This is a genomic window from Paenibacillus sp. SAF-068, assembly GCF_051967555.1.
GTDB lineage: Bacteria > Bacillota > Bacilli > Paenibacillales > Paenibacillaceae > Paenibacillus.
In genome coordinates, this window is record NZ_JBQCJX010000003.1 from 334347 (window position 1) to 352233 (window position 17887).

Genomic DNA, 17887 nt, shown 5'->3' on the forward strand with positions numbered 1-17887 from the left:
ATGATTTCTTGGATATAAGTTCTAGTTGTAACTATTTTTATATCAAGATAATTGTAAGAAAGTATATCCATTATGGGACATATGTCCCTTTGTGTAGGTTATTTGGGGCAACGGAGGGGGAAGTCGGAAATGAAAGAAATCATGGATTTTGGACGGGTGCAGCAACTCGCTCGTGAGAATGGGCTCGATCAGGTGCTGGACGAGTCTGCACTCGCTGAGTTGCGATTACTTGAGTCTGCGAAGGGCGAGTTGATCTGTGCCAAGGGTGAACGACCCGAGCGTTTGTATTTTCTCGTGGAGGGCAAGCTCAAGATCTATACCACCCTGCCTAACGGTAAGTCTCTGTTGCTTCGTTTCAGTACACCACTCGCACTCGTGGGGGATTTGGAACTGATTAATGGCAAGGAGGCGATGAATACGGTAGAGTCTGTGAGCGAAAGCCTGCTGCTGGGTATCAGTTATCGCTCTCTCCGGAATACGTATGCAGAGAACCCTAGATTTCTCCATTTTATGCTGAGTCAAGTTACGCACAAATTATATACCTTTTCCAACCTGTCGAGTCTGAATATGTTATATCCGGTCGAGAGCCGATTTGCCAGCTATCTGTTGTCCACAATGGGCCGGGAGGAGTCCCCTTCGGAAGAGATCCAGACTTCCAAACTTACCGAACTGGCGGATATGCTGGGCACCAGCTATAGACATCTTAACCGAGTCGTTCAGGATCTGTGTAATCGAAATATTATTCATAAAGTGCAGCGAAAGCTTGTCGTCCGTGATCTGGAACAGTTGCGTATCATCGCGGGAGGCAATATATATGAGTGAAGGCATTTAAAATATTGATCAAGCCAGTGTAGCCATACGACATGACGCGGCGCACAATAAAATACAATACGGCATAACAAAGAGCACCCTCCCGAGTATATCAGGGGGTGCTCTTTGTGCACTGTACATCAAGTGGATCAGATATCTCCGCGTTGCTCGAACAATTGAGCGATCTCTACAATGACACGAGTTGCCTTCACCATATTATCTACCGATACATATTCGAATTTGCCATGGTAGTTCTCACCGCCAGTGAAGATATTCGGTGTTGGCATGCCCATATAGGATAGCTGGGAACCATCTGTTCCTCCACGGATGGGGCGTATGACAGGTTCAATGTCCAATCGGGTCATGGCTTCATGAGCGATGTCGACGATCTGGCGTACGGGTTCGATCTTCTCGCGCATGTTGTAGTACTGGTCATTCATTTCAACCGTGATGCTTTTCTCCCCATACTTGGTCTTCAGTTCGTTCGCGATCTGGAGCAGATTTGTTTTGCGTTCTTCAAACTTCTCCCGGTCAAAATCACGGATGATGTAGCTCATCATGGTCAGCTCGACGTCACCCTCCAGAGACAGCAGATGGTAGAAACCATCATAACCATCCGTGAATTCGGGAGCCTCCTCCACCGGCAGGAGACGATTCAATTCCATCGCAATTTTCAGAGAGTTCACCATTTTATCCTTCGCTGTTCCGGGATGCACATTGGTACCGCGTACGGTGATTTTGGCTGCTGCTGCGTTAAAGCTCTCGTACTCCAGTTCACCAAGTGGCCCTCCGTCGACGGTATATGCATATTTGGCTCCAAATGCAGCGACATCAAACTTGTGCGGTCCGCGGCCAATCTCTTCATCCGGGGTAAAAGCAACCCGAATCTTGCCGTGTTTCACTTCCGGGTGTGCAATCAGATAGGCCATTGCGGTCATAATCTCGGCGATACCTGCCTTATTATCTGCACCGAGCAACGTTGTGCCGTCGGTTGTAATCAGCGTGTGGCCCTTATACTCGTGCAATTCCGGGAAATCCTTGTTGGACAGGACTACATCCAGTTCGGAATTCAGCACAATGTCAGCACCGTCATAGTTATCGATAACCTGTGGTTTGACATTTTTCCCTGTAAAGTCTGTCGCTGTATCGAGGTGAGCCAAGAAACCGATCACGGGAACATCCTTGTCCGTATTGGATGGCAGGGTAGCCATGACATAACCGTTCTCATCCATTGTCACTTCCTGCAGACCGATGGAGGTGCACTCTTCTACGAGCAGTTTGCCCAAGGCCAGTTGGCCGGGTGTGGAAGGGCAGGTCTCGCTATTTTCATCGGATTGGGTGTCCATCTGAACGTAAGTACTCAGTCTTTGAATTAATATATCTTTCATCTATAATCTCTCCCTGGCTTGAGTAGTATATAAGTTGAGCTACTTGTTTTACACAGATCCACTACGAGGCCAGAATAACCTTCTGATCGCTGTATCGTGTAACCGTTAGTCACAACTTATGTAAATTGGGTATAGTAATTATTGTGGTTCTCTATGGTTATCATATCATGTTTTGCAGTCATTTCCAGAATGGACAGCATCGAAATATGAGGATGGTTAGGTATCAAAAAGGGTACTAGGTCACAAAAATGTACGTACTTGTATTTCTATAACTGAGGTTCATAATAAATGATGAAGAAAGGATGAGTTCTAGACATGCCATTTATTACAGTTAAGGTACTGGAAGGCAAGTCGGTTGAGCAGAAACGTCAGCTGATTGAACGTATGACTCAGGTGGCTTGTGAGACACTGGATGTTGATCCGAGCAAAGTCTTTATCTTCATTGAGGATTTGGAGAAGGACAATTACGGCAAGAATGGTAAACTGTTTTCGGATTTGGACAATACGTAAGGCTTCATATATATCATGATCATGGAACAGGAGATGCAGCAACAATGACTGAACAACTATTTTCCCCTTATCAATTCAAGAGTCTGCAATTAAATAACCGTGTCGTCATGGCACCGATGTGCCAATATTCTGTCACTGCGAAGGATGGCATTCCGAACGATTGGCATCAGGTTCACTATGTGAGCCGTGCGGTTGGAGGAACAGGACTGATTGTAATTGAGATGACCGATGTAGATCCGGATGGACGTATTACCGATAATGACTTGGGTATATGGTCAGATGAGCATGTGCCTGCATTCACCAAACTGGTAGATGGAATCCATGCCTACGGCTCCAAAGTAGCTATTCAGATCGCACATGCCGGACGAAAAGCAGAGGATGCCCCTCAGCCGGTTGCCCCATCGGTAGTTACATTCCCGGGAGAAAACTACAAGGAACCACGTGCGTTAAGTACGGAAGAGTTAGAAGCCATGGTGCAGAAGTTCGCAGACGGTGTTCGCCGCGCAGTACAGGCTGGAGTGGATGCCATAGAGCTGCACGGTGCACATGGTTACCTGATTCACCAGTTCCATTCCCCGCTGATGAACCATCGTGAGGATGGATATGGGCAGGATCTGTCCCGTTTTGGCGTTGAGATCATTCGTGCAGTGAAAAAAGAAATGCCAGCAGATATGCCGCTCATTATGCGGGTTTCGGCTGTAGAATACGCGGATGGCGGATACGACATCGACCACACGATCAATATCGCTCGTGCCTACCAGGAGGCAGGCGTGGACATGTTCCATATCAGTTCAGGTGGAGAAGGACCTTCGGGACAGCGGAAACCGGGGAACTATCCGGGATATCAGGTACCCTTTGCCCGTCGCTTCCGTGAGGAACTGAATGTTCCTGTCATCGCAGTGGGGATGCTGGAGGATGCAGCATTGGCTCAGGCGGTAATTGGAAACGGCGATGCGGATCTGGTTGCCGTTGGAAGAGGCATGCTGCGTGATCCGTACTGGGCGAACCATGCGGCTCTGGAGCTGGGTGTCAGCAAGGACCAAGCTGCCATTGCGGAACAATATTCCCGTGGGTACTAATTTGCTCTAAATTATATTTACACTTGCCACTCCGATGACAGAACAACCTTCCGATCGCTGTTATCCTCAGATTTTTTGATTTACTTTTTCAAAGGTGAAAATCTGAGGATAAAGGCGAACGCTCCGCTTCTTCAAGTTATTTCTGTCCTCTTTTTCGTGTAAATGTTAGTGCAAATTTTTATAGTAAATAAAAAAAAGGCCACAGCATGGTTAAACCTTATGCTGTGGCCTTATCTTATGCATCCAATTTCCAATGACTACACTCTTCGAGTTGCTTCATAAACGAATTTTTGGTTCGGATGTGTCGGTGGCTGATCCGGGTTAAAGTCGGCATATACTTTAATATCCGAGAAACCAATGTGTTCGAGAATCAGGCGTAACTCTTCAATGCCGTACCAACGCAGAGTGAGTTGTTGCATCTCTGTAGTGACAAGTTGGCCCTGATGCCATTGTTCGTATCGAATCAGACTTACTTTATATTGGTGTAGAAGGTTCACTTCAATGGTTTTCACTTCTACGGTGATTGTATTCCCGTCGGGTAATGGAACGGTTGATGTTTCTACGGAGGATGGCTGTGTCACATCGGGTAGAAAAAGATCAAACACAAGCCTGCCGCCAGGTTCCAAATGTTGAAATAGATTATGCAATGCTTTAATCGAAGCCTCTCTGTCTTGAATGAGGAGCAATGATCCTCCGGGAATGATAATGGTTTCGTATCGATATGGAAGGTCAAGCTTCTCCAGATTGGCAACGAACAGCTCAGGCATGGGCAATCCCCGCTCGGTGCAACGAGAACGGCAAGAGTCAATCATATCGGTTGAATAATCAACTCCGTCCACCTTCAGACCTGCTTCAAGCAATGGAATGAGCATTCGGCCTGAACCGGACATGGCTTCAAGAATTCGTCCTTTGCAGCCTTGAAGATCATGGCGATAAAATTCGATGTCTCCTCCCAGGGAGTGCCCCACGGGTTTGGTTAGATCATAAACGGCAGTGCACAATGGACCATAATAACTGAAAGACATCGTGTAAGTATCCCCCACATTTCAATATAATGATTGAGATCGTGGAAGGGAAGTTAATCATGATTATCCCTTCCGGCAGCGGTTGGAATTGTATTTTTCAGAGCAGACTATCATAGAAATCACGCACCTTATATGTAGTATATTCCAATTATGGGTGATGTCATAGTTGGGGTCAACACCTTTATTGGTCGTTATGTGAACCCATTTGACATGAATCTTAAAATCTCAAACAATGAATAAATATATCCAAGGAGGCGATTCAAGTGGAATCATCATCAAGTGCATTGCCGGATATCCGGGAGGAACTATTACTTTATGCACCTGTAGAGAAGGTGTGGGAGATGGTCTCGACAGCGCAAGGATTGGGTGTCTGGTTCATGCCGGGCAATCTGGAACCTGTGGAGGGTCACGAGTTTATATTGGAGGCAGGCCCCTTCGGCCAATCACCATGTCAGGTGACGGAAGTTCTCCCGCTGCAGAAGCTGTCATTTCGCTGGGGTAAGGACTGGACATTGACGTTCCAACTGAATGAACAGCCGGAAGGTACGGAGTTCACACTGATTCACAGCGGCTGGGATGCGGATAAACTAACCGAGTTTGGACAAGCACATGCCATGGTGCGGGAACGTATGGAACAAGGATGGGCCGGAATTGTTCAGAAGCTTGCCCAAGTTGTTAAATAATCATTGAAATTCAGATTCCGGAATCAGATTCAAAAAAAGATTATCATCTAAACTTCTTCATACAATCAACCTCAGCCCATTTCGCCCGCTCATCCGGGTGGACATCGGTCTGGGGTTCCTTGGTGTACCAGGAACGGGTGAAAAGAGACAGAAAACCTTCAAATTATAACGATAATGACCAATTATGAAACGGAAACTATTTTCGTGAGCACCAGAAACGTGTAACATGTTTTATAGCAATAAATTCGACAACATTAGACGTCTCTCGCCATTGTGGATGGAAGGAATACATAGATGAGAAAACACTGGATTATGCTGACCATCAGTTTCATATGTATTGTTATTTTTCCGCTGGGCTGGATTGCCCAGACGTTAATTAACGAGCGTGGTAACCCCCAGGCTACGGATGGAAAAATTGACCTGACCCAATGGGACTTTGATCGTAAGGGTGCAGCGTCTTTAAAGGGAGACTGGGATTTCTACCCTGGCCAGTTGCTGAGCCCGGCGGATATTGAAGCGAGTGTATCTGGCCGTAAGCCATTGCCGGATTCGTCTGGTACTCAGGTTCCGGCCCGATGGAACAAATCGCTGGGGCAAGCGCATGGGTATGGGACCTATCATTTGCAAGTCCAGCTTACACCCCGGACGATGAAAAACGATTATGGTATACGCACGCAGAATATCCGTATGGCTCACCGGGTATTTATCGATGGTAAAGAGATTGGCGGCAAAGGCCTGCCAGGAAGAACCCCGGCGACAGATGTGCAATTAAATCTGCCTTTTACGGGATTCACGTCCATTGATGGCAACACGGCTGACATTGTAATTCAGGTATCGAACTATAGTTATTCTTCTGGGGGCATTGTAGCGCCCATTTTATTTGGAGACGAGCATAGTATTCTGAAAAGCCAGCAACAAGATTGGCTCAAGGATCTGATGACCTTATTCGGTTTTATCTTGCCTGCCGCCTTTTTTCTGCTTCTGTTCAGATTGCGGCGTACGGAAAAGGAGCTTCGTTTCCTCGGATTATTCAGCCTTTCCGGTGCGGTATACGCTCTGACCCATGGAGAGAAGTTACTGGGTACGTTTGTACCGTTCCTGACCAATAATGAGATGCTTCGGATTCAGCTCCTTAGTTCAGCCCTAGCATATTACTTTTTGCTTCGGTATATGGATGCCCGTGTACCGGGAGCAGTTCATCAGTGGTTTGTTCGATTGGCTGTCGTGCTAATCGTTGTCCAAACCATTGTGGGTCTAACGCTCCCGCCGACGCTTTTCTCATCGTTTGAGCTTCCCATGCTGTTGATCTCGCTTGTTGTCATGTTCTATGCATTGCGAGCGATGTTCTATTGGTTGAAAGGACGTCCGAATGATAGCCACTTTGCACTGGTGAGCATGATGAGCATACTTATGGTTGTTGTGTTGCACACGCTTGGTGCGTTCACTACGGTAGACACAGCATTCTTCGCGCTGATTGAACTTTTGTTATTTGTCATTGCCCAGATGATTGTGACCGCCATCCGTTTTGCACAATCATTCCGCGATGTGGAAGCCCTGTCGGAGCGGTTGCTTGCCATTGACAGTCTCAAGGACGAGTTCATGGCGAACACGTCGCATGAGCTGCGAACTCCCCTGCACGGCATCATTAATATTGCGCAATCGATGCTGGAAGGGGCAGCCGGAGCGGTTACGCCCAAGCAAGCCAAAAATCTGTCCATGATTACTTCAACCGGCAAGCGCCTGTCACTGTTGGTTAACGACATTTTGGATTTTTCAAAATTAAAAAATAGTGAGATTGAGTTGAAACGGGTAGCTGTCGATCTGGAATCCGTTGCTCGTACTGTGGTTGAAGTGTCGGGGTTCACGTTTGAGGATAAGCCGGTTTTGTTGATTCAGGAGTGGCCCCAGTCATTGCCGCTTGTTGAGGCAGACGAAGATCGCCTCCGCCAAGTTCTGTATAACTTGCTGGGTAACGCCTATAAGTACACTGAGCAAGGTGAGATTCGGTTGTACGCCAGTGTTGAAGGGGATTGGGTGAAGGTATCTGTCGCTGATACAGGGGTAGGCATTGCCTTGGACAAACAGGAGGATATCTTTCAGGCGTATGAGCAGAGTAACGGGACGATCGAGCGATTGAATAATGGAACCGGACTGGGTCTGAGTATTACGCGGAAACTCGTTGAGCTTGGCGGTGGTGAGATATGGGTTGAATCGGAGCCGGGGAAAGGTTCGACCTTTCATTTCACCTTGCCTGTTATGAAGATGCCGCTGCTGCAAACTCATTCGAAACCAGTTGCCGCCCGATATGTTGCTGCACAAGGGGCAGGGACGAAGGAGCTTGTGACGAGAGAGTCGGATGAGCCTTCGGATCTTACAGAAGCGGAGCACACGATTCTGATTGTAGACGATGACCCTGTCAATCGACAGGTATTGCTTAACCTGTTATCGACAGAACGGTATCGTGTGATTGCAGCGGACAGCGGGTCCACTGCCTTGAAACTCCGTGAAGAATTCCCGTCCATTGATCTTGTTATTACGGACTGGATGATGCCTAAAATGTCCGGGCTTGAATTATGTCGCAAGCTGCGCGAACACAGTTCCTTGTCTGAGTTACCGATTCTGATGCTGACCGCCCGAGGGTTGCCTGAGGATATTAAGCACGGATTCCAGGCAGGAGCCAATGACTTCCTGAGCAAGCCGGTGGATGCCGGTGAATTACGAGCCAGAGTTCGGACTTTAATTGAGATGAGGAGTTCTGTGCAGGAAGCTATTCGGACCGAGATGGCCTTTTTGCAAGCCCAGATCAAGCCGCACTTTCTGTATAATGCACTCAATGTCATTATCGCGACCTGTGCAGTGAATCCGGACAAAGCAACCGATCTGCTGATTGAACTCAGTCATTACCTGCGCGGAAGCTTTGATTTCCAGAACAGGGAACAGCTTGTTCCTTTGACCAAAGAGTTGGAACTCGTGGAGTCTTACGTGCATCTGGAACAGGCCAGATTTGAGGAAAGACTGGTGGTTGAGTATGAGGTGGAATCGGATGTGCATCTATATCTGCCACCTCTCAGTATTCAGCCGCTTGTGGAGAATGCCATTCGACACGGCGTGATGGAGCGGGCAGCTGGTGGTACAGTCCATCTCAGGATTTTCAAAGAGAGCGAGCATGTAGTCGTTCAGGTTCAGGATGATGGTGTGGGGATCCCTCCTGAGCGTATGGTGCAGGTGAAGTCTGGACGTACCGAAGGTCCGGGTGGAGTCGGTCTGCAAAATATCAACCGTCGCCTGATGTCGCTATATGGTCACGGACTGGAGATTCATAGCCATGTGGGTAAAGGCACGCAGATCCGATTCCGTATCCCTGTGCAAAGGGTGGATTAAGCTCAATCATGTGCCGAGTTAAGCAATTATGGTTAACAGACTAATAAGCGGATGCCGATAGAATCGGTATTCCTATTGAATCTTTCATGGCAGGAGGCTGGAAGAACGGTGAGAGCCATTGTGATCGATGATGAGAAGCCGGCGCAGCTTCATCTGGAGCGTCTACTGCGAACGGACGGACGAATTACACCCGTGCAATGTTTTTCAACAGCTCGTGATGGTCTTCATTTCCTGGCAAAGGAACGTGTGGATGTTGTATTTTTGGACATTGGAATGCCGGAGATGAATGGCCTGGAAGCGGCTGAATATATACAGCAATTGGATCAGAGTATTCGTATTATCTTTGTTACGGCTTATGCGGACCATGCGGTTGAGGCATTTGAGCTGCATGCACTGGATTATGTGCTTAAACCGGTAAGCTCCGCACGATTGGCCAAAACCATTGATCGAATTGCGGGCACCCTGTCATATACTTCCCAGGTTGCAGCCACCGCCGAGGTACAGGAATCGGAACCTGTCTCTGTGGAGCTGGATACCGAAGTTCCGGGGCTGCTTACGTTCAAACATCTGGATATTTACAAAAGCTTGGATCTGGGTGCCGAGAAACATAAGTGGCGCACAACCAAATCACAGGAACTGTTTGCTTTTTTGTTTCATCACCGGGAAGAATGGGTAAGCAAAGAGATTCTGCTGGATAAGCTGTGGGGTGATGTCCCCCAGGAAAAGGGGTTAACCCATTTACATACTTCCGTGTACCAGATTCGGAAGCTGCTTAAGGAATGGAACATGACAGGCAAGCTGGAGTACAACATGAACCGCTATCGTCTGTTATCAGGCAATCTGGTAAGTGATGTGGATCAATTTGAAAAAGCCATGGTCTACAACGTCATCACATCAGACAATGTCGGTGACTTGAGGCACATGATTCCACTTTATCGTGGCGATTATCTGGAAGAGCATGATTATCGATGGGCACAGGCCAAAGCAAGGGAACTCAGACGCAAGTATACAGGGCTGGTTATGGATATCGCGAGATGGGACATGATGCAGGGCCGCAGCAAGGAAGCGATTGAGCAATTAACGATATTGCAGGAACGGGAGCCTTATTCGGAAGAAATCTGCCGACTCATGATGGAAGTGTATGCATCCATGGATGATCAGCAAGGCATACTTCGTTTATATCATTCATTTACATTGACCCTGAATGAGGATCTGGGGCATCAGCCAGAGCCGGAAACAAGCAGGTTATATCAGAGGCTGACGGATAAATTAACGTAAGCTGAGACAGGAGGGTGGGGCATGAAGCTATTCATACACCGCAAAGACTTGCGTACGGATGATCTGACCGCATTCGATTATCTGCTGCATCACGAGGAAGAGAGTGTACATGTTCTCATCTATGATTCATTTCTACTGCGTCAAGGACGAGAGAAGGAACACAGCGGTGTGAATTTTAGACAGCATGCAGCGGCATTAGGCAGGCAGTATCTTGAAGCCAAACAAAAACTGCATGTTGCTTACGGAAAACCGGATGAAGTGGTTGACTACATCCTGAACGAATTCAAAGGCGAGATGAATGAGGTTGTGGTCCATCGGGACATGACGCCATATGCAATCGAGCGGGACAGGGCCATACGCAAAGTCAGCGAGGCACACGAGGTTACCTTTACACAACTGACGGATCATCTGCTGATGGATTTGAATGGATTTGCTGATTTCACAGGTAAGTCGGAGCCTTATAAAGTATTTGCAGCGTTCCATCGGCGGTGGGTGGAATTCATGAATGAACATCCCAACCCTCCTTCGTCAACAACGGTTGCAGAGTTGAAGGTGAGTGATCGTCAGATTGATTGGCCGGATGCAATGCAGGTACCTCAGGAGTTGCTGGAGGGCAGTGGTTCGAAGGATGAGGACCCGCACCTGCTGTTGCAGCAATTCTTATCGGATCGAATTGCTGAATATGGAGATCATCGGGATGAATATGAGGCTTACGAGCCGAGTCATCTTAGCTCATACGTAGCGGTGGGAGCCGTGTCGATCCGCAAGATGTACGATGCGGCGAGTCTCACAGCGGATGCTGGGGAATGGATCAGGCAGCTATGTTTCCGCGACTTCTATCTGTATCGGGCGGTCTATGAGAGTCACTATTTTACCTATGAAAAGGTGTATGATCTCTCGTCTCTCCATGACGGACATTTTGAACGGTGGTGCAGGGCGGAGACGGGTATTCCGATTATTGATGCAGCCATGACGGAATTGAATGAGACCGGACATATGCCGAACCGTTTACGGATTCTCACGGCAATGTTCCTCACCAAAAACCTGCAATGCCCGTTCACCTTGGGTGAAGCCTATTTCAGGCGCAAGCTGCGTGACTATGATAACATTCAGAACCGGGGGAACTGGCTATGGTGTGCTTCGCTCGGCGAGAATGCAGCTCCGTATTTTCGCGTAAACAATCCGGTAACGCAATCCGAGAAATATGATCCGCAAGGTGATTATATTCGCAAGTGGTTGCCTGAATTGAAAGATTTGCACAGTAAGGACATCCATCAGCCGCGCAAGGATGCCATTGTGGATCTGAAGGCATCGAGACAGGCGGCGATTGACGTGTATAAACAGATTCTGGCGAGCCGTGAGAAGTAGAATCGGTCAGAGGATGATTCATTCCCTGAAGCCCGATTTACCATTCTCATCCGTTTGAACCAACAATTAATTGATTGAACACAGGATGTTCTACAGACCGCGTATTCGCGGTCTTTTTTACATATATAGACATGAAAATAGTGTGAAATGTGATGAAAATTTAGGAATTATTAAGAAATTGGACTACCCTTCTTAAGCAATATGGCTTTTAATAGATAGAGAGCTTTAATGTATTAAGTCATATCTGACATATTGACGAACACATGAAGGAGAAACGTGAACATGAGTGAAACACTGAAAAGAGAGCGAATTCCAGAGCTGAATCTGGTACGTGCCATGGCGATTATCGGCGTACTGTGCGTGCATTCCACGTCTTATGCGACGGTAGACATGACGGGCTCAGGCTACTACTGGCTGTACAACTTTATCAATATTTTTATGAAATATGGTACGCCAACCTTTATTTTTATGAGCAGCTTTGTACTGTTCTATAATTATTATTCCCGTCCGCTGGACAAGAAACTTGTGAGTAACTTTTACAAGAAAAGATTTGTATATATTTTACTTCCATACTTCCTGTTTTCATTGATGTATTTTGTTTTGCTGCATTTCACGCATTACCAAGGCCGACCTTTCGGCGAATCGGCAGTAAGCTTCATCACAAAATTGTTTACGGGTAAGGCTTATACACATCTGTACTTTGTATTCATTAACATGCAATTCTATCTGTTATTCCCATTGGTATTATGGCTGCTCAAGAAGTACCCTTCCGTGGTGAAATGGTCTGTTCCGATTGGACTGTTGATTCAATGGGCATTCATCGTAAGCAATAAATATGGATTCCAGGTACCCAACAAGGGAAGCTGGGCGTTCTCGTACTTCTCCTATTTCATGCTGGGTGCATTTATTGGGGTGTATTTTCCTAAAATCAAGCAATGGTTTGTCATCAGTCGGGCCAATGCTACCAAAGGACGCGTAGCTTCATGGATTCTGCTCTGGGCTGTGTGGATCATTGCCGGACTTGGCCATGTGTATATCTATTATCTGCTGCGTCTGAAGATCGCAACGTATAACACACTGTGGTATGAATTCTTCTGGAATGTGCATACCTTCGCTTGTGCGCTGGTACTTATCCAGATTGCCTACTTGCTCTATCGCAAAGGGCCATCACTGATCGTGAAGCCGTTAAACCGGCTTGGGGCTCTGTCTTTCGGGATCTATCTGATCCATCCCTTCTTCCTGCTGGTGTATCGTGAATTTCCACCGCAAACAGGAGTCTCCTGGTTAGTGCATCTCTGGTATGCCGGAGGATTTGGCGTAGCTCTGATCGCTTCGTGGATCGTCGTTGGATTGACGGCAAGGTTCGTTCCATATGCATGGGTCATCTTTGGCAATCTGCCGAAACCCAAACCACGTCTCGCCCCACAACAGAACTCGGGCCAACTGGACGTTCGTTAAGATACATTTCCAACACCGGAATAATAAACCGTTTCTTGGTCGACCTTAGGGGAGAGCAGGGGGCGGTTTTTTTGCCTGCACAGATATGCATGATATGGCGAACGAGTGTTTCTTTTTCATGGTTGAAGGGTAATCATAAGGCGGAACGATAATACACTATGGATAACAGGATTAAGGTGAATATAATGACAACATGCGAAAAATGCGGGAGACCGATGCAAGATATATTGGAATATGTGGAACACATTCTTCACGAATGCAGTGAACAGACTCAGGATTACAACTCGAAAGATTATCAGGCCTATGGCCATGAGGGTGTTCACGAGCAGATGTGATACAATAGAAAGAAACCGGATTCATACGGAACCGAGGTGACAACATGGAGACGGGTCCAGCCCCTTTCCGGCAAGGAAAGACGGAACAAGAAGCGCGAATGAGCAAAACATGTATGTATTGCGGACAACAGCGGCCGATGTCCGAATTCCGGCGCAGAACCGGAAAGCGGGCAGGTCCCGGAGCCAGACGGGGAGCCTGCCGCAGCTGTCGTAAGCTCGGTGGACAGGCTGATCAGGATACTCGTTCCATCGGGCAAGCAGCTGAACCGAGGGAGACTCAACGGGATAGCGTGGGAACTCGTCCTGTTCCTGTCAGACCCTCAGCATCTGCGAGATATGAGGCAGGTGGTACGGAGCAGGGAGCTGCTACGGTGTCTGAGTCTGATCGAAGTCTGGTGTCTCAAACGTCAGGAGACTCGTCATCTTCCAATGACAATCAACATGCTGACTTGGTGACTTCTTCATCCTCTTCCTCAAGTATTCGGAAGAAGAGGAGAAGACGGAGGAAGAGCAAGCGGATAGAGGGAACGAAAGGTAATGAGCAGAAAGAGACAAGTCTGGAGCATGATGGTTTGGCAGGTGAGGTTGTAACTGATTCTGCTGAGTCACAGCCAGGCGAGCGCTGGCGTGGCGCGGGGCATTCGCAGGGCCATGCATCTGCGAATGCAAGGGACACTGCACAGCGGGCTGGCGCGCGAGCAGCCGCTGCCGTGCAGGCCGCCGAGCAGACTGCGGCGGCCAAAGCGCTGCTGCCGGCTGAGCCGCAAGGCCCGGCAGCAGAGCCCATGGCTGCGGATCAACCGACCGCAGCCAAACGCAAGCGCAAGCGGCGCCGCAAGCGTGCTGCCGCGCTTGCGCCCGGCGCAGGGCAGGCCCGCAGCATCGCTGCTGAGGCCCATGCGCCGGCACTGGGCGACCGTGGCGATGCCACCACGGTCGCTGCACCTAAGGCGGCGGAGGCACAGCCTGCCGCCGCCAGGCGCGAGCCTGGGCAAGCGCCGGGGGCTGCTGCGGAGGCAGGGCCTCCTGCGCCCGTGCGCCAGCCTGGCTCGCCAGGGTCCAAGCCGCGCCAGACGCGCAAGGAGCGTGCGCCCAAGGCGAACGGCGAAGATGCTGCCCGCGGTACATCCGGGCAGCGACCCGCGCATGCCAGCCGTAGTCACGGAGCTGGCACGGATGGCCGTCCTCGCCGCCAGACGCCGGCGACCCCGGTAGCCATTGACCCGGAAGATCCGGCTTTGCTCCGGACCAACCGGCAAGGCATGGTACGAATGCGCGGCAAGACGGATAAGGGCAGGCGTTGGCATCAGGAAGTGGACATGGAGCTTGCCGTCACACTGGTGAAGGAAAAAGCCGCCGTGGTGGTCAATCGGTACACGATTCGCCGGTTGTTCAGCAATAAGGATTTCAAGCGGTATATTCTGACCCGGGATCACTACACCTGTTACTTCTGTGGATCGTACGGAGATACGATTGACCATCTGCTGCCGCGTGCCAAAGGTGGACACACTACTCCCCTCAACTGTGTCTGCGCCTGCAATCTGTGCAACCAGTCCAAAGCAGCGATGGATGCCGAAGAGTTCATGCGTTCAGGTATTCCCGAATGGAATGCTGCCCATCAGGCAGAATTGATTGAACTGGAAATGCAGGAAGCGCAGCTGGAATCATGATAATATGCCCCCGAAGATGGAATCGGGGTTTGGATATCAAGAGCACACCAAGACCACAAGAGGTCGAGGTGTGCTTTTTGCATTTAATTATGTTTCCGGTGGGGCGTTAGTTCACCGTGCAATAAATTTCTTCAAATTGACAACGGTGTTCATTGAAGATGTACGTTATACTGGGAGGGAGTTGCTAAAGAAGCTTCATCATCCTTAAGGTTGATGAAATGTATAGTGAACATCAAACCTGAGAACGTAGACGGTATAGATTGGATGGATGCAGATGACCCCGGCAGCATTGGACATTATGTCATATATTACGGAAGAAAATATTCGTTTCTGGCTGGAAAAGTTCCGCTCTCTGGGCCCATTACCGGGAATTTTGCTTACGTTTATGAAATCATTTGTACCGCCACTGCCAACGCTGTTAATTGTGGGTGTGAACGGTGCGGTATACGGTCTGTGGGCAGGGTTTTTATATTCATGGATCGGCATGGTCCTTGGTTGTACGGTTACATTTCTGATCGTACGGGAGATCGGGAAATCCGCTTTTGTGGAACGGTGGGCACGCAAACCGCGTGTGCAACGCAGTATGGTTTGGATTCGAAGGAATGCATTCAGTTATGTTTTTTTGCTGAGCATCTTCCCGGTGGGTCCGTTCGTCATTATTAATGTGGCAGCAGGTATCGCGCGAATGCGGTTATTATCCTTCCTGCTTGCGGTGGGCTGTGGTAAAGCGATTATGATCTTCTCTGTTACGTATATCGGTTCCAATGTGGCACAATTTCTGGAGCATCCTGTGCGTTGGATAGGCGTACTGCTCTTCATAGCGGTATCCCTGTGGGCAAGCCGCAAACTGGAGCGACATTTTACCCGGTCATCATCAGAACGCGAGAATCTACAAGATCTGAATCAACCAGATGGAAAATCGATTTCCTCCTAGTTTCGGGGTACAGTGGTATAGTTATGTAGTATTATGAATTACCTCGGAGATGAACCTTTTTAAAGGGGGATCAGTATGATTGAAAATGTCTTTGATTTTGATAAAGAATTATATCGCATGGATGAAGAAGAACTTCGTTCATTATTGCGTATGCTCTATCTTAGCGTGGACATGGCAGTCAGTCATCAGACAGAAGAACATTCAGTTCATTTTGCAGTGAGTGTACAGCGGATTTTTGAGGGGTTAGACGAGGAGAGGAAAAGGAAGCAAGCTGAGCAGAAATTGCTTGATACACAGAAGCCGCGTGAAATTCATATAGCGATTGGTGAATCGCCGTTGGGTAGCATTAAGGTTGCCATGGGTAACGTTCCGGGACGCTTGGAGCGGCGATTTTATTCTATGAATGACTACTATGCGATCGGACCATTGGGAGATCTTACTGATAAGATAGTTCTACAACGCAGACACCTTTGGTTGCTGGAGCGACTTTATTTGAGTGAACACGGAAGTTACGCTATCAAAGGCTTAGATGAACTGATGCAATTAAATACTGTGATGAGTTCCATCGATGAAGAGACCAGAATAACCATGTGGTATGCAAATAACGCTCATGAGAGAACAGGTCTCCTGCATGCTATGCATTTGCTGAGTAACAGGAAGAGTCCAATTTATCTCATCGAGACAAGTGGACTGTATCAGGAGTTATTCCATAACCCTGATATCGAGTATGATGTTTGGAGAACAGGAGAGATTGTATCTGAGAAGTTGTTGGCCATGTGGAACCATTGTGCTAATGCAGAGCCAGTGTCTTCAGAAGAACGCAAGCAAATGGAGCAAGAGTGGGATCGTCTCTCTGAACAACCAGGCCATCTGAGAATAATGAAAGATAGTAAGATTCATAGCTTGTCGGAGGACGGAATTGATGATTTCATAATGCAAAAGGTGAGAGATCTTACGTTAACCAGACAATCAGATGAATTTATAATATGTGCCCGTGTTGTAGGTGAAGTACTTGGATATTTAGAACAAACTGTGGGAGACGCATTTATTGAATATCGAATACGTCAACTTGTGCTGCAGGGCCGACTGGAGATGGAAGGTATCCCACATGCGATGAGATACTATGGTGTCAGACTTGCGAGTAAGGAGCGGAACTAAAAGTTACTTGCGTGCTGTAGATTAGAGATTGAAGAAAAACATATAGACTGTACTCCGGCATGATTCTCCTACTTGTCCGGGGGACAGTCTATTTGTTCATGCTTGAATACTTGACCAATTTCTCCTGTGCATTGTTTAATAAAGTTCTTTTTCCTCTCCATGATATCTGTTATGACTTCTTCCCACTCCAGATTTCCAGTAGCGGTCCGTGTTGCCCATAGACCGGGTCGGTATCGGGAATCGGAACCTCCTGGATTTCCTGAAGAGCTTTGGCACGATCGTCTTCTTCACCTGTGCGTGTGTTGTAACTCATACCGCCTGGATAGGCACCGGCAATACGAAAGTCCGTGCTGGATTCCAGACGTTTATGACCTGTCCCGGCGGGAAGCACAACAACGTCGCCTGTTTGAAGATAAACTTTTTGCCCATTTTCTCCGCCTAGAATCAGTTCCACGAATCCACTCACCACCGCAAGAGCCTCATGCGCGTTACTATGATAATGATGATAATTGAACACACCATTCAACCAGCTATTTCCCCATCCATGACGGTTCAGCAACGATTCTGCGTGAAGGGCCTCTTCAGGCCATACGTTCTTATACAAAAGCACAGGCAGGGTCGGATGATTGGGAATTACACCGTTATCCTGAAGAAATAAGGTCTCTACATTCTTTCTCCGTTCATTCATCTCATATCACCTCATTATAAATTACCCGATAAGTTCCAGGACGAACAAAAAACAATTGTAAAATGATACAAAATGTATCATTTTAAGGTTATACTCAGTACATAAACTCTCTTCAATGCACT

Annotated in this window: 14 protein-coding genes; 11 read left to right on the forward strand and 3 right to left on the reverse strand. The window is 48.0% G+C overall.

Annotated features, from left to right (window positions below):
* Positions 1 to 129: 129 nt before the first annotated feature.
* Positions 130 to 822, forward strand: a complete 693-nt coding sequence (locus tag ACTHPG_RS19220) for a Crp/Fnr family transcriptional regulator (protein WP_440391071.1) — start codon at positions 130 to 132, stop codon at positions 820 to 822.
* Positions 823 to 959: 137 nt separating this feature from the next.
* Here the strand turns inward: ACTHPG_RS19220 and pepT are convergent, their stop codons facing one another.
* Positions 960 to 2198, reverse strand: a complete 1239-nt coding sequence (pepT, locus tag ACTHPG_RS19225; RefSeq protein ID WP_440391072.1) for a peptidase T — start codon at positions 2196 to 2198, stop codon at positions 960 to 962.
* A 315-nt stretch (positions 2199 to 2513) separates the two neighbouring features.
* Here pepT and ACTHPG_RS19230 point away from each other — a divergent pair, with 315 nt between their 5' ends.
* The gene (locus tag ACTHPG_RS19230) at positions 2514 to 2708 is read left to right on the forward strand and encodes a tautomerase family protein (protein ID WP_342571378.1); all 195 of its coding nucleotides are present in this window, start codon (positions 2514 to 2516) and stop codon (positions 2706 to 2708) included.
* Positions 2709 to 2752: 44 nt separating this feature from the next.
* Entirely contained in the window at positions 2753 to 3787 is a 1035-nt protein-coding gene (locus ACTHPG_RS19235) for an NADH:flavin oxidoreductase/NADH oxidase (RefSeq protein ID WP_440391073.1), read from the forward strand.
* Between the two features lie 257 nt (positions 3788 to 4044).
* Here the strand turns inward: ACTHPG_RS19235 and ACTHPG_RS19240 are convergent, their stop codons facing one another.
* Positions 4045 to 4812: a class I SAM-dependent methyltransferase gene (locus ACTHPG_RS19240; protein ID WP_440391074.1), complete on the reverse strand. Its 768-nt coding sequence runs from the start codon at positions 4810 to 4812 to the stop codon at positions 4045 to 4047.
* Between the two features lie 263 nt (positions 4813 to 5075).
* Here ACTHPG_RS19240 and ACTHPG_RS19245 point away from each other — a divergent pair, with 263 nt between their 5' ends.
* The 8 genes from ACTHPG_RS19245 (at position 5076) to ACTHPG_RS19280 (ending at position 17077) form a co-directional block, all read left to right on the forward strand.
* On the forward strand, positions 5076 to 5495 hold the full coding sequence (locus ACTHPG_RS19245; protein WP_440391075.1) for an SRPBCC family protein: 420 nt from the start codon (positions 5076 to 5078) through the stop codon (positions 5493 to 5495).
* Positions 5496 to 5789: 294 nt separating this feature from the next.
* On the forward strand, positions 5790 to 8876 hold the full coding sequence (locus ACTHPG_RS19250) for an ATP-binding protein (RefSeq protein ID WP_440391076.1): 3087 nt from the start codon (positions 5790 to 5792) through the stop codon (positions 8874 to 8876).
* Positions 8877 to 8984: 108 nt separating this feature from the next.
* The gene (locus ACTHPG_RS19255; protein WP_440391077.1) at positions 8985 to 10154 is read left to right on the forward strand and encodes a response regulator; all 1170 of its coding nucleotides are present in this window, start codon (positions 8985 to 8987) and stop codon (positions 10152 to 10154) included.
* 21 nt (positions 10155 to 10175) lie between these two features.
* A complete protein-coding gene (locus tag ACTHPG_RS19260; RefSeq protein WP_440391078.1) occupies positions 10176 to 11522 on the forward strand; it encodes a cryptochrome/photolyase family protein in 1347 nt (448 codons plus the stop codon).
* 282 nt (positions 11523 to 11804) lie between these two features.
* Complete coding sequence (locus ACTHPG_RS19265) at positions 11805 to 12980, forward strand: acyltransferase (protein ID WP_237177932.1); 1176 nt, start codon at positions 11805 to 11807, stop codon at positions 12978 to 12980.
* 433 nt (positions 12981 to 13413) lie between these two features.
* Positions 13414 to 14985: an HNH endonuclease gene (locus ACTHPG_RS19270; RefSeq protein WP_440391079.1), complete on the forward strand. Its 1572-nt coding sequence runs from the start codon at positions 13414 to 13416 to the stop codon at positions 14983 to 14985.
* A gap of 274 nt (positions 14986 to 15259) precedes the next feature.
* Positions 15260 to 15919 carry a TVP38/TMEM64 family protein gene (locus ACTHPG_RS19275; RefSeq protein ID WP_440391080.1) on the forward strand — a complete coding sequence of 220 codons (660 nt, stop codon included), beginning with the start codon at positions 15260 to 15262 and terminating at the stop codon, positions 15917 to 15919.
* Positions 15920 to 15994: 75 nt separating this feature from the next.
* A complete protein-coding gene (locus ACTHPG_RS19280) occupies positions 15995 to 17077 on the forward strand; it encodes a DUF1835 domain-containing protein (RefSeq protein WP_440391081.1) in 1083 nt (360 codons plus the stop codon).
* Positions 17078 to 17246: 169 nt separating this feature from the next.
* Here the strand turns inward: ACTHPG_RS19280 and ACTHPG_RS19285 are convergent, their stop codons facing one another.
* Positions 17247 to 17765 carry a cupin domain-containing protein gene (locus ACTHPG_RS19285; RefSeq protein WP_440391082.1) on the reverse strand — a complete coding sequence of 173 codons (519 nt, stop codon included), beginning with the start codon at positions 17763 to 17765 and terminating at the stop codon, positions 17247 to 17249.
* Positions 17766 to 17887: the final 122 nt, after the last annotated feature.